This window comes from Bacillus sp. FJAT-27225, from assembly GCF_001685025.1.
Lineage (GTDB): Bacteria > Bacillota > Bacilli > Bacillales > Cytobacillaceae > Bacillus_D.
In genome coordinates, this window is record NZ_MAYU01000025.1 from 12,508 (window position 1) to 26,414 (window position 13,907).

The 13,907-nt window shown below is 42.3% G+C and carries 11 protein-coding genes; all 11 read left to right on the forward strand.

Annotated elements, in window-relative coordinates:
• The first annotated feature begins 97 nt into the window (after positions 1-97).
• Positions 98-850 (forward strand): PIG-L deacetylase family protein, encoded by a 753-nt coding sequence (locus A8F94_RS22670; RefSeq protein ID WP_066206147.1) that lies wholly within the window; start codon positions 98-100, stop codon positions 848-850.
• 25 nt (positions 851-875) lie between these two features.
• Positions 876-2,657: an ABC transporter substrate-binding protein gene (locus tag A8F94_RS22675; protein WP_066206150.1), complete on the forward strand. Its 1,782-nt coding sequence runs from the start codon at positions 876-878 to the stop codon at positions 2,655-2,657.
• Positions 2,658-2,799: 142 nt separating this feature from the next.
• Positions 2,800-3,777, forward strand: a complete 978-nt coding sequence (locus tag A8F94_RS22680; protein ID WP_077247871.1) for an ABC transporter permease — start codon at positions 2,800-2,802, stop codon at positions 3,775-3,777.
• Positions 3,770-4,627, forward strand: a complete 858-nt coding sequence (locus A8F94_RS22685; protein WP_066206155.1) for an ABC transporter permease — start codon at positions 3,770-3,772, stop codon at positions 4,625-4,627. The genes A8F94_RS22680 and A8F94_RS22685 overlap by 8 nt, the downstream gene beginning before the upstream one ends.
• A 2-nt stretch (positions 4,628-4,629) precedes the next feature.
• A complete protein-coding gene (locus tag A8F94_RS22690; protein WP_066206158.1) occupies positions 4,630-5,598 on the forward strand; it encodes an ABC transporter ATP-binding protein in 969 nt (322 codons plus the stop codon).
• Positions 5,591-6,595: an ABC transporter ATP-binding protein gene (locus tag A8F94_RS22695; RefSeq protein WP_066206160.1), complete on the forward strand. Its 1,005-nt coding sequence runs from the start codon at positions 5,591-5,593 to the stop codon at positions 6,593-6,595. Before A8F94_RS22690 ends, A8F94_RS22695 begins: the two co-directional genes overlap by 8 nt.
• A gap of 13 nt (positions 6,596-6,608) precedes the next feature.
• Positions 6,609-7,247, forward strand: coding sequence for a nitrite reductase (locus tag A8F94_RS22700; protein WP_066206164.1), 639 nt, complete (start codon positions 6,609-6,611; stop codon positions 7,245-7,247).
• Positions 7,248-7,425: 178 nt separating this feature from the next.
• Positions 7,426-7,761 carry a metal-sensitive transcriptional regulator gene (locus A8F94_RS22705; protein ID WP_066206933.1) on the forward strand — a complete coding sequence of 112 codons (336 nt, stop codon included), beginning with the start codon at positions 7,426-7,428 and terminating at the stop codon, positions 7,759-7,761.
• Between the two features lie 21 nt (positions 7,762-7,782).
• On the forward strand, positions 7,783-9,147 hold the full coding sequence (locus A8F94_RS22710) for an MATE family efflux transporter (RefSeq protein ID WP_066206167.1): 1,365 nt from the start codon (positions 7,783-7,785) through the stop codon (positions 9,145-9,147).
• Positions 9,148-9,587: 440 nt separating this feature from the next.
• On the forward strand, positions 9,588-10,757 hold the full coding sequence (locus tag A8F94_RS22715; protein WP_066206170.1) for a saccharopine dehydrogenase family protein: 1,170 nt from the start codon (positions 9,588-9,590) through the stop codon (positions 10,755-10,757).
• Between the two features lie 712 nt (positions 10,758-11,469).
• Entirely contained in the window at positions 11,470-13,860 is a 2,391-nt protein-coding gene (locus A8F94_RS22720; RefSeq protein WP_077247872.1) for a M14 family metallopeptidase, read from the forward strand.
• Positions 13,861-13,907: the final 47 nt, after the last annotated feature.

Here is a 13,907-nt window from a genome sequence, read left to right on the forward strand (position 1 = left end):
ATTTAGTATTTACAAAATAAAGCAAGAATATTAATATTAGACTAATTACCTCGATATACGGTAGAGGGGTAATGTACATTAAAGGAGGTAAATATTAATGGCCCTAGGACAAAAAGTATTATTTTTGGGAGTTTACGGAATGGAAGTTGTGGAGTGCGGGGGAGCACTTGCGAAAAACATCCTCAGCGGCGGGGAATCCTTTGCTTCCATCATGCTTTGCAGGGAGACCAGCCAGCCTCAGGTAAGGAAGGCTGCAGAAGTATTGGGCATAAAAGATGTCGCGTTTCTTAACTTCGAATCTGGAGCTGTCGACTTTGGTGTTGAATCCAAAAAGAAACTCGTTAAAGTTATCAGGGAAGTGAAGCCCGACATTATCATTACCCAGGACCCAGAGCATTCATTCCATGATCTTGATCCGGACCGAAGGCCTGCTATGACCCTCCTATTGGAATCTATAGCCCTTTCCAGCAGGGACTTTGCACTTGATGAAATGCCAGGTCTCGGACCGCATCCAATTCCGACCATTTATTACATGACTCCTCATCACCCCAACACAGTAGTTGATATTACGGAGGTGTGGGAACAGAAAGAGCGGGCTATGGACATGCTGGAGAGCCAAATGGAGTTTAGCGGCCAGCATTTTGAAGAAATGCTTGATCCAAAAACTGTAGAAATTATTTCTCCTGGATTTTCCAAACTAGCTACACATAAGGAAAAGGGTCGTGCCATCCATAAAGCATTGGACAAAGCAGTCCATGTCTATCACGGACTTGCTACTCATGGACATTTCCCACTTGCAGAAGCCTATAGAAGAGAAGGAAACTTTCATTTAGCTGAACTTATTATCTAACTTTAAAAATGAATAGAGGGATAGCATGAAAAAGATTGTTGTTAATTTCCTGACCATCGTTCTTATATTTTCGGCAAGCCTCTTTCCTGTAAAAGCAGCTGAATCCGTGAAATCACTGAAAGTCGGCATAACAAAAGATGAAAACGGGCTTAATCCTTACACATATGTAACTGGCTATCCCGGATTAGATCTGGTGACCCTCCTTTATGACAGTCTGTTCCACCTTGATGCGGAAAATAAGCCTATTCCGTGGCTGGTTGAAAAGCACTCAGTTAGTGACGATGGTTTGACCTATGAATTTACACTTCATAAAGATGTAAAGTGGCATGATGGGAAGCCACTAACTGCCAACGATGTGAAATTTACAATTGAATATTTTGGAAAATATCCAAAATCGAGATTTACGAATCCACTAAAGTCAATCGCCTCAGTCAATGTAAAAGATGACACTACTTTCTCCTTAGTTCTTTCAAAAGCGGAGCCTAACTTCATGATTCAGCCTTTAGCAGATCTTCCAATTTTGCCGGAACATGTTTGGTCCAAAATCGATAAGCCGGATGATGAAACAAACGCTCTCGGAAGCGGACCATACATCCTAGAAGAACATAAATCAGGACAATATTACAAAATGAAAGCCAATAAGGACTATTTTAAGGGTACTCCGCCAATTGAGGAAATTATTTTCCCAATCATTGAAGATACAACCGCCATGCTGAATGCTCTGCAGTCTGGCGAAATTGATGCAATCTCTTCAAGCATTTCTCCTGAATTGGTCAATCAGTTTGAATCTAACGCCGACCTTAAAGTTGCAAGGGGTCCTGGATACAGCACGACTCTGTTCCAAATCAATGCTGAAAAGTATCCAATGACGGAAAAGGCGTTCAGACAGGCGATAGATTTTGCGATTGATAAACAAAGTCTGGTCGATACGGTTCTCCTCGGATTTGCGGAAGTTGGCAGCCCTGGATTCATACATCCTTCGTCAGCAACTCATAATGGTAATTTGAAGCCGGTTTTTGACGCAGAGAAAGCGAAACAGATTCTCGATGAAGCAGGTTTTAAAGATAAGGATGGTGATGGATTTAGGGAAGACCAGCAAGGGAAGAAGATCGATTTAACAACCCTTGTCTATTCAAATAGCCCGATACGGATCCGAACTGCAGAACTGGTATCTGAGGCACTTAATAAAGTAGGAATTAAAAATACGGTTAAAGCCATGGACGCAACGACTGTAGATTCACTCATGTGGCCTGATTTCGATGTCAGCAAAGGGCGTGATTTCGACTTAGGTCTGTGGAGTTGGTCCAACACAATGCAACTATTCCCTGACCGGATGGTTGAATTGTTTCATTCTGATCCAGCCGTCGGCTCGGTTAATATCGGCGGCTACAAAAACTCTGATTTCGACGAGATGGCTGATAAATTAAAAAATACGTATAACGAGGCAGAACGGAATGAAATCATCAAGGAAATACAATCATTCGTAGCTGAAGAAGCTCCGTTAGTCACGCTGTACTACCAGGAAATCGTCAATGCTTATAACCCTAAAGTTTATGACGGTTTTGTGTTCCAGGTAGGTAAAGGAATCATCAATAAATTGTCCTTTGTCGGCGGCCAAAAACCAGCAGCTGCACCAGGTACCAGTGGAAGTGGAGCTGATGTTAAATCAGTTGCGGATGGAACTGATACAGAAAAGAATAATACCGGTTTATATGTTTTTCTGGGAGTGGGTGTGCTCTTAGTAATCGGCTTCATACTTTTAAGGAAGAAAAGAAAATCCACTCCAAAAGATGATTTTGATTTCTAAACTTGGCAATTCCCGTAAAAGGCCCTTCTTTTACGGGAAACTTTTTATAAGTTCAGGTGAAACTGGTGTTCAGAACCGCTGCAGTGGGTAGGAAAAATTACTTGTCATGGTGGCGGTACCATGCTTTGGAGGAGGGAGAACAGTGGGGAAGTTTATATCAGGGAAAGTCCTTCAATATACAATAGTCATTTTATTAATGCTTACATTGAATTTTCTTTTGCCAAGGCTGATGCCGGGAAATCCGCTTGTATATCTTGCCGGGGAAGATGTTGGCTTTATGTCAAGTGCTGAGAAGGAAGCTATCCTTGAAAAACATGGATTAAATGACTCGATAGGTGAGCAGTACATTACCTACATTAAAAATATATTCACCGGTGATTTTGGTTTTTCCTACCAGCAAAAACGTCCCATCTCCGAGCTTCTGATGGAACGGCTGCCATGGACTTTGCTCTTGACAGGATTGGGCTTAGTGCTTTCGACTATCATTGGTGTTTTATTTGGGACGATATCTGCATGGCGCAGGGGAACAAAAACAGATGCCAATCTCTTAACAATGTTTATGTTTTTAAGCGCTATGCCATCCTTCTGGACCGGAATGATCCTCGTTTCAATATTTGCGGCACAGCTTGGCTGGTTCCCGGTATTCGGTGCGGAAAGCGCCTGGTCAAATTTTACTGGGATTGATCGGTTTGTTGATATCGTAAAACATCTTGTACTACCTTTGACGACCCTCGTTTTGATTTCCGTCACTAGCACATACATGACGATGAGGTATTCTATGCTGAATGTGCTTGGAGAGGATTATATCATGATGGCAAAAGCGAAGGGAGTTAAAGAAAAAGTCGTAAAATATAAGCATGCGATGCGCAACGCGCTGCTTCCGGTTGCAACAGTTTTTATGTTAAGTCTAGGTTTTACACTTGGTGGGGCAACGGTCATTGAAACAGTGTTCGCTTATCCTGGAGTTGGCCGGCTTATGTTCGAATCGGTATTAAGCAGGGATTATCCCCTTATCCAGGCAACATTTCTAATAATTACCTTCAGCGTGGTCATTGCCAATTTATTGGCCGATTTGATTTATCCACTGCTGGACCCGAAAGTGGGGCGGAATAATGGGTAGTCTCAGATTGAATCAATATTGGCGTGTTCTTACTTCCAACTCGTTGGGGTTGGTTGGATTAGTTCTTTTAGTCATGTTTTTTGTCATCGCTACATTCGCTCCTGTCATTGCCCCATATGATCCGGTTGAACGGGCGGGAGCGCCATTCGAAAAACCAAGCAGCGATCATTTATTGGGGACAAATGATGTTGGGCAGGACATATTAAGTGAGTTGATTTACGGAACAAGAGTTTCATTATTAATTGGGGTTATTGCAGCCTTTTTTTCAATCGTTCTCGGCTGTATTATCGGGGTCATCGCCGGATATTTTGGCGGAAAGACGGATTCTTTATTGATGAGGCTTGTCGATTTGGTCCTTGTCATCCCGTTCCTTCCATTAATGATCCTATTAGCAGCCTTCATAGGGCCGAGTTTTTGGAATATTATTCTCGTTATTAGCCTGACTTCCTGGGCATCCCCTGCAAGGGTCATCCGGTCTCAAGTGTTGACTTTAAAAACAAAGGGATATGTAGAAGCGGCGAGGTCGATTGGAACGGATATTAAGGTAATTCTTACACGGCATATCCTGCCAGGCGTCATCCCAATCGCCCTTTCCCAATTTGTGATGGCAGCAAGCAACGCTATTTTGATTGAAGCATCATTGAGCTTCCTCGGGTTAGGTGACCCGTTTACAAAAAGCTGGGGAACAGTTTTATACTATGCCCAGGCAAGGGGTGCCTTCCTTAATGATTCGTGGATTTGGTGGATCCTTCCTCCAGGCCTCTTGATTACAACATTGGTTATTGGCTTTGCCTTTACAGGCTATTCACTTGAAGAGACGTTGAATCCTCGACTGAGAAAGGGGCGTTAATAATGGCTGCTGTTTTGACTGTGAAAAATTTATCCACCTTTTTTAAGACCGAAAAAGGGATTTCCAGAGCCGTGGAGAATGTTTCTTTTTCGGTTGAGGAAGGAGAAATGCTAGGTCTGATTGGTGAGTCTGGCTGCGGAAAAACCACGGTTGCTCAATCAATTTTAAGATTGATAGAGTTTCCTGGGAAGGTTGTATCGGGCAGTGTTTTATTAAAAGAAACAGACTTATTGAAGGCATCAGAATCGGAACTAACCTCCATGCGGTGGCGCGATATTTCTGTAATTCCACAAAGCGCCATGAACGCGCTAAACCCGGTTTATACAATCGGCTATCAAATCATGGAGGCGATTAAGCTTCATGAGAAAGTGGATAGACGGGAGGCAATAGACAGAACGAAACGGCTGCTCGAAATTGTAGGAATTGATGGCAGCCGCTTGACGAGTTACCCCCATGAATTCAGTGGCGGGATGAAACAGCGTGTTGCCATTGCGATGGCGCTAGCATGTAATCCGAAGATTGTTATTTCCGATGAGTCGACAACCGGTCTGGATGTACTAACCCAAGCACAGGTTATTGCCCTAATCAAAAACTTGCAGGAAAAAATGAACCTTTCTGTAATTTTGATTTCACATGATCTTCCTATGGTAACAGCCATCTGCGAAAAAATTGCGATTATGTATGCAGGACATATCGTTGAATGGGCTACAACTGAAGACATAGTGAAGGATACAAGGCATCCATATTCCAAAGCATTGCTTGAGGCAACCCCTGATTTGTCGAATCCAGACCGTAAAGTAACATCAATCCCGGGAAGTGTGCCCAATCTCGTAAACATGACAAGCTGTTGCCGTTTCCATACCCGTTGTCCATACGCTTTTGAACGCTGCAGACAGGAAACTCCTGAATTCAAAGAAGTGAAACCTGGCCATTACACAGCATGCTTTCTTGAGGAGGAGAAAAATGGGTAACTCAACTTTGCTGAAAGTAACAAACCTAAAGAAAACATTTGTGAAAAAATCGGGGAACATTTTTAATAGAAAGATAACAAATGTATATGCTGTCAATGATGTCAATTTCGAAATAAATAAGGGGGAAACCATTGGCATCATCGGTGAAAGTGGATGCGGAAAAACCACAACCGCCCGGATGGTTATGAGACTCATGAAGGAAACAAATGGGGAGGTCTGGTTTGACGGAGTCGACCTTTGTAAACTCACTGATGCCGAAATGAAAAAGGTCCGTAAAAAAATGCAATTAATTTTCCAAGACCCATATGATACGCTGAATCCCGGAATGACAATACTGGATATTTTAATGGAACCCCTTAACGCCCATGAAAAACAGCTTTCACAAAAGGAAAAATTCGAAAGGGTAAAAGAGGCAATTGAGTCTATCGAGCTTAAGCCAGCTGAAGATTATATGTACCGTTATCCCCATCAATTAAGCGGGGGACAAAGGCAGCGGATTGCAATTGCAAGAGCGGTTATTTTGAGGCCATTGTTCATAGCAGCTGATGAGCCGACTTCAATGCTCGATGTCTCTGTTCGGGCGGGCATATTGAACCTTCTCCTCGACCTAAAAGAAAAAATGGGCCTTACGATGATGCTGATCACGCATGATCTCTCGACAGCGAGTTATATGTGTGATCGGATTGCGGTCATGTACCAGGGCAGAATTGTAGAGGTCGGGCCTACAAAAAAGATTATTCAATCGCCCACTCACCCTTATACAAAAGCGCTCGTTTCAGTGGTTAAAGATCTCAATTACTTTATCCAGAATCGTGATCAGCTGATTTACGATGGTGAAGTCGATGCCACCCAAGATGGCGTAGGCTGCCCGTTTGTAAAAAGGTGCCCGATGCAAGAGAGCATATGTCATACGAAAAGCCCTAAAATTGAAAACCTTGGTGATAGCCATGCAGTGGCATGCCATTGCCATTCGAATAGATTAGAAAAAACATCCTGAAAGGGAGAATTTTATGGAGTCTGAAAAGAAAATTAAAATTGCAGTGAATGGCGGGATCGGTTTTGGCGCAAAGCTGACAGCAAAACAGCTCCTTGTCCTTGCTAAATACTTGCAGGAGGACGAGGAACTGGAACTGACAGTTTTTCAACAGCTATATATTGATATTCCTGAGGGTGAAAAAGACCGAATTGTACAGGAATTTGAAGATGCGGGACTAAGCTGTTTTCCGGTCGGACCCTATGTGAAAAGCCTTAGAACATGTAATTTTTGCAAGGGAGCTGTAGAAGAAGGCATGCCTGTTGCAATTGAGCTCAACAAGCGGATTGCCGGAACGCCGGTGCCCTTCACGTTAAGGCCAGCGTATACCGGTTGTCCTATCGGTTGCGGGGAACCTTTGGTGAATGATATTGGCGTGATGAAGGTGAATCATCATTATAATCTCTATGTAGGCGGAAAAACAAAAGGCGCTGATGCAGAAGCTGGCAGCTTATTTAAAGAAAAATTAACTCCGGATGAGCTTTATACAGCAGTGGATGACATTCTCCGCGTCTACAATGCTATGGGGAAAAAGAGGGAGCCTTTTCATAAGTTCCTTAAGCGGATTGGAGGAAAAGATGAGCTATACAGATTAACACAGGAAAGGATTTCCTAAAACAGGAGGAAAAGGGGTGGAGAATCTGGCATTGGAAAAAGATATTGGCAAATCTGCTGGTGCTGACGATTTGGGTTTGGGGGCTTCTTTGCCTGTTTCGGAGCGAGGAGAGAATTCTTCCGGTTTGGCAACTGCTGAGGTTATCCCGGTTTTGAAAACCGATACTACGTCTTCAACATTGGAATTAGCTTCGGAATTATTTTTGGAACAAGACGATTGCTGTTCTGATAGCAAACGGAGAAGCCACCATTCGCAAAAGGTAAAGAAAAACCTTGAGTCGAGGCTGAATCGGATTGAAGGGCAGATCCGAGGCGTAAAAAAAATGATTGCAAATGACACGTACTGTGATGATGTTATTGCCCAAATTTCCGCCATCCAATCAGCAATGAATAGTGTCGCAAGTATTCTTTTGGAAGGCCACTTAAAACACTGTGTGGTGGAGCGCATCCATCAAGGGGATTCAGAAGTCATTGATGAAGTAATGGTTACTATTCAAAAATTAATGAAGAAATAGCAAGAGCTGGCTAGCGGAGGGATTGCTTTGGAGGAATTGGATGCAAGGAAAACGAATAAACAGAAGCTTGGGGTTATCCTTGCTTTAGCACTTCCCGCTATGATTGAGAATATTTTGCAGACAGTGGTTGGATTTGTCGATACCTTGTTCGTCGCAAAAATAGGCTTAAATGAAGTAACTGCTGTAGGGGTAGCAAATGCCATACTTGCTGTTTATCTTGCAATCTTTATGGCGATAGGAGTTGGAACATCTTCCCTTATTTCGAGAAATATCGGAGCAGGTGAAATGGGAAGAGCAAAATCAATCGCCCGGCAATCAACAATTATTTCTATAATAGCTGGAATTTTATTTGCAATCATTACTTTGTTATTTAGTGATCCGCTTCTTAGAATGATGGGGGCAACTGAGGAAGTACTAACAGACGGAAGGCTTTACTTGCAGATTGTAGGACTTTCTTCTGTCTTTATTGCACTTATGCTTACTTTTGGCAGCATCCTTAGAGCAGCTGGTGATACGAAAACGCCAATGAAGGTAAGCTTGTGGATTAATGTAGTCCATATCGCACTAGATTACATCCTTATTTTTGGATTGATTGGGCTGCCGGGTTTCGGCGTAGCGGGTGCAGCTTGGGCCACCGTCATTGTCAGGATCCTAGGAACTTTCGCTTTGTATTATTATATTAAAAAATCTTCGGTCTCCTTTTCAATGTTCGGAGGAGGATCGAAAGAAGACACAAGGTCAATTCTCTCCTTATCAACACCTGCAGCAATGGAACGATTAGTCATGCGCCTTGGCCAGGTGCTTTACTTTGGCCTTATTGTAAAAATCGGTTCAGATACATATGCAGCCCATACGATTGCAGGAAATATTGAGACGTTCTCTTATATGCCAGGCTATGGCCTGGCGGTCGCAGCCACAACCTTGGTAGGTCAACATATCGGAGCAAAACGGTTTAGAGATGCCTATCAGTACGGTATTCTGACAACAGGGGTTGCTGTAGGGTTCATGTCCCTGATTGGCGTGGTGCTTTACTTCCTATCACCGTGGTTCGCTACTTGGTTCACAAAAGACCAGAATGCAATCGATATGGTCGTAACTGCGCTGCGAATCGATGCTTTTGCCCAACCGGCATTGGCAGTTGGGCTAGTGTTGGCTGGTGCCTTACAGGGCAGCGGTGACACCAAGAGTCCGATGTACAGCACGGCTATCGGAATGTGGGGCATCCGCGTTATTGGGGTGTACATTCTCGGAATTCAATTGGGCATGGGTATAGCAGGTATATGGATTTCCATCGCTATCGATTTATATGTAAGAGGGGCCTATCTTTTTTATAAGTTTAGAAAGGTAGTAGGTAAATTGAGCTTGACCAAATCTTCAATTCCTTGAGTAGGTGACCCTAAATTCCCACCTTCTATATAGAAGTGGATTCATTCGATACCTTTTTTTAATGATTAAGAACAAGCTGATTTTCCAAATGAAAACAGTTTGTTCTTTTTATATGGGATAATAATATCTGTTGATTACCATTCTATAGTATTCATCATATGTGGGGCCACAGCATTGAGAATTTGACCGAAGTGATTCGCTTTATCCAAATATTTGCCTCAAAGTTTTACTACCTCCAATAAATCCATAGCTGTGTACCAATCTTTATTTTTTTCATTTGGTAAAAAAAGTATATAAAACGGATGTAAAATGCATCTATTTTTGGTTAAAGTGTACATATTATTACGAATTTTCGAATTTTATAATAAAGTAAACTACAAAATTATATGTATGGGCACTGAACAGGGACACTGTACGATTTTTGAAAGGAAGGTGTGAATATGAAAGTTGCTGTATTAGGTTCTGGATTAATGGGGAAGGAAGCAGCGCGTGATTTAGTGCAAAGTGTTGGAGTAGATGCAGTTGGATTGGCAGATATTGATTTAGATCGTGCCCAACAAGTATGCAACCAACTTCAGTCACCGAAATTAAAAGCGTATTCTGTTGATGCGGGCAACTATGAGGAATTAACTAATTTTATTAGCCACTATGATGTTGTTGTAAATGCACTATTTTATACCTTTAATGAAAAGGTTGCGAAAGCAGCTATTGCAACAGGAGTAAGTTCTGTTGACCTTGGGGGACATATCGGCCAAATTACGGATCGCGTGTTGGAGCTGAAAGAAGAGGCGGTGGCAGCTCATTCGACCGTTATCCCAGATTTGGGTGTTGCCCCAGGTGCGATAAATATTTTGGCGGGCTATGGAGCAAGCAAGCTCGATAAGGTCAAGTCCATTAAAATGTATGTTGGAGGGATTCCTGCAAGACCTGAACCTCCGCTTGAATATAATCATGTTTTTTCAATGGAAGGATTATTTGATCATTATACCGATCCTTCATTAATCATTCGCAATGGAGTGAAGTTAGAAGTACCATCACTTTCAGAGGTAGAAAAAATCTACTTTGAGAAATTTGGTCCGCTGGAAGCCTTTCATACTTCAGGTGGAACCTCCACATTACCTTATTCATACCCAAATTTGGATGAATTGGAGTATAAAACGATCCGCTTTCCAGGCCATGCTGAAAAATTCAAATTGCTTGTTGATCTTAACCTTACCCGTAATGATTACGAAGTGGAGATTAAAGGGCAGCAAGTGAAGCCAAGAGACGTCTTGTTAAAGGTTCTTGCCCCGATTGTGGACTTAAAAGACAAAGATGATGTGGTATTGCTTCGGGTAATCGTCTCAGGAGAAAAAAATGGTGTGAAAACGACGTACGAATATGAAATGACGACATTTAAAGATCGTACAAATAATGTGACAGCGATGGCACGCGCAACTGCAAACACCATTTCCATCGTAGCTCAAATGATAGGCAATGGAACGATAGTCAAAAAAGGGGTCCATCCACCAGAGCTAATCGTTCCTGGGAAAGAATATATCGACGAAATGGCAAAGAGAAATATTATTATCACGGAAACAGAGAAACAGGATAACCTTATCAAAATTTAGCTATTTGACTTCAACCCTCCAGTTGGGCAGTTGTGCGGAAATTTCCTTCCTCACTACTTTGAAGCTTAGCCCTACTAGGATAAAACGCAGTGTCTTACCTTAATTTATAGTGTTGCTTTACCCTCGAAAGCCTAGAGGCTGGACTGGAACAATTATCTTGTGCTATCTAGTGAAACTGCTGACCGCATAGTTCTTTGCGGTCTTTTCTCATTTACTACACATCCCCCGGTGAGGATAGCTCGTTTTTATTTATGTTCGATAAATTTTAAAATACCCCGTCATTAACCCTTTTAAGCGTAGCCTTCGATCTACTTATACAAGTGATGGAAAGATAGAAAATGACGTAGAAACATTCCTGATACTTACCTCGCCTCACAAAATATTAGACACCCGAAAATCTTTCAACAAAATTTACAATAAAAGGACAAAAATCGAAATAATTTATAATGAGATATTTCATATATTACTATATTTATATAGATTTATTGGTGATGGGCATGAAAATTTTTGTTAAACTATCGTTTAATTTTCCCTATTAATACAGTATAAATAAGAATAAACATTAGATGGAAATAATGTATGATTAATTAGGTTTGTACAATCCTTACTTTTTTTAAATTTTTCTCTCAGAAATTATAACAAAATATTTAGAAGATTATAAATATAATAGTTTTGTCCACCGTAGTGGACTACTTTAGGAGGTGTTGGAGTTTTGAAAAAACCGAAAAAACTGATTCAGGGCTTCGTAATGGCAACTGCGCTGACCGGGTTGGGCTTTTCCGCGATTGCCCCAGGTTTTGCAGGGGCTGAGCGGGACAAGGGGGAAGCAATTCCTAAAGAGGAGTCAATCTCTATCGTCGAGCTTGAAGTGCCAGATAGAAAGGCGCTAGACAAACTGGAAGAACTAGGGGTTACTCTTGATCACGGAATTCATCAGCATGGGGATGGATATGAGGTTGAAGTGGTAGCAACACCATCACAGATTGCACTGTTAAAGAAGAATGGGATTCAGGTAAAGGACACGCTCTTAAGTGAAGGGCAGTTTAATCAGAATGTTGCAGAAAGAAATGAAGCTTTGCAGATTCAAGCAAGTGTTGCTGCAGCAGAGGACACGATAAAAGTCCTTAGGGGGAACCATTACACAAACCAATCGGGTACTTTCCTTTATGTTGAGGCTAAATCTAGCGGAGGTACATCTGCTAGTACGGCACTTACTGCAAAGTGGGATGAAGGTGGACAGGAAAAGACAGTAACTATGTCCAGGTTTGTTGACTATGGTGAGTATATGTACCACTGGTTTGAGGTTCCTGTCACAGCTGTACCCAAATCAGTTACTATCACCAGTAACCAAGGTGGAACAGCAAGCACTGCTGTCACAGAGTGGCTGGGAGATAGAAAAGCAGGAAATCCGAAGAAACATTATGTAACGAATTTTGTTGACCACTATATGGATCCAACAGAGTTGTATGAAAGAGCTGAGCAGCTTGCCAAAGAATTTCCTGATTTAGTTGAGATTATCGAAATGCCTAATAAAACAAACGGATATCGCCGTTTAGCTCAAGCAACAATGGGTGCTCTAACAACAAACGCTGTTGTCGTTTCTTCGAAAGCATGGGGACATGAGGGCGGAAACAATATTTCAGTTGAATTTGTAAATCCAGGAGTGGCAAGTGCACCTCTTACCGTAAAGGTTGACGGAAAGAAAATCACTGTCGAGTTAGCAACCAATGCGAGCGGGGCAGCAGTGAGTACTGCAAGGCAGGTTGTTGATGCATTGAATAAACAGGCAAGTAGTTTAGTGACCGCTACTACATACCGTGGTAATGCTGGTACTGGCGCAGTCACACCTGTTTCGGCAAAGCTATCAGATAACCTTAAAGCACCAGATAATATTTCCCGAGAACCGCAAACGGTCAAAGCAATCCGAATCGGAAAACACCGTGATGGATCTAAACCAGGTGTACTTGGATATGCACAAGAACATGCGCGCGAGTGGGTAACGCCGCTAGTTACAATTGAAACAGCGGAACGTTTGCTAAGAAACTATGCCCATGACGGCGAAACGAAGCAGCTTGTCAACAATCTGGATATTTTCCTGGTACCTTCAGTGAATCCGGATGGGGGTCATTACAGCTTTTATGATTTCAATATGCAGCGGAGAAATATGACAAATCATTGCGGTCCGAATGAATCTGACCCTGCATATAGAAATGCGTGGGGAGTTGACTTAAACCGCAACCATTCAGTTGGTTCAGCCTATGATGGATTTGTTGGAGCTTCAACAACCAACTGTAGAAGTGACACTTATGCAGGACCTGCTGAGAATTCAGAGCCAGAAGCGAAAAACCTGGTTTGGTTAGCGGATCAAAATCCAAATATCAAGTTTGCAATGAATATACACAGCCATGGCGGATACTTTATGTGGTCACCTGGTGCTTATGACCCTAACCGTGTAACATTGCCTCGTCCTACTGCTGGCCAGGAAGCATTCTACTGGGCAGCATCAAATGAAATATTGACTGATATTAAAGAGCACCGGGGAACAGTTATTAAGCCAAGCCGTACAGGCCCAATTCCTGATGTATTATATTCAGCCGCTGGCAATTCTGCTGACTACCTCTGGTATGAAAAAGGAATTTACGCTTGGAATTTTGAAGTAGGTGCACAACTTTGGAATAAGGACACGAATAGATGGGTTTCAGTTGGCTTCCAGCCGCCATATGAAGAGGGACACGAGGAAGCAATGGAATTTGCCAACGGATTAATCGGATTGATTAAGGTTGCGTATAACCAATCTAAAGATAAGCAGCCGCCTTCAACAAAGGCCGTACCAGGAAACGGCAAGTACTCCGGCCCTGTAAATGTCGCATTTGAAACAAATGAAGCTGCGACCATCTATTATACTCTTGATGGAAGCAAGCCAACATTTGAATCAGCTCATATCCGCCTAGCCGGAACTCGCGAACCTGCCGAAGTCTTGAAGGTTGATAAGACAACAATAATCAACTGGTTTGCGGTGGACGCAGCAGGTAATATCGAGAAAAACTATAATCCATTAACAAACTCAAAGAACTTCAATTCTGTGACTATTACAATCAAATAAAATAGATAAGGGCCTTGTTAACTCCTATAAACTGGAGGATAACAAGG

Bases quoted from the DNA above. Each gene is read 5' to 3' on its own strand.
- A8F94_RS22690 (WP_066206158.1), top strand. From the start codon at position 4,630: ATGGCTGCTGTTTTGACTGTGAAAAATTTATCCACCTTTTTTAAGACC.
- A8F94_RS22685 (WP_066206155.1), top strand. From the start codon at position 3,770: ATGGGTAGTCTCAGATTGAATCAATATTGGCGTGTTCTTACTTCCAAC.
- A8F94_RS22695 (WP_066206160.1), top strand. From the start codon at position 5,591: ATGGGTAACTCAACTTTGCTGAAAGTAACAAACCTAAAGAAAACATTT.
- A8F94_RS22715 (WP_066206170.1), top strand. From the start codon at position 9,588: ATGAAAGTTGCTGTATTAGGTTCTGGATTAATGGGGAAGGAAGCAGCG.
- A8F94_RS22700 (WP_066206164.1), top strand. From the start codon at position 6,609: ATGGAGTCTGAAAAGAAAATTAAAATTGCAGTGAATGGCGGGATCGGT.
- A8F94_RS22675 (WP_066206150.1), top strand. From the start codon at position 876: ATGAAAAAGATTGTTGTTAATTTCCTGACCATCGTTCTTATATTTTCG.
- A8F94_RS22670 (WP_066206147.1), top strand. From the start codon at position 98: ATGGCCCTAGGACAAAAAGTATTATTTTTGGGAGTTTACGGAATGGAA.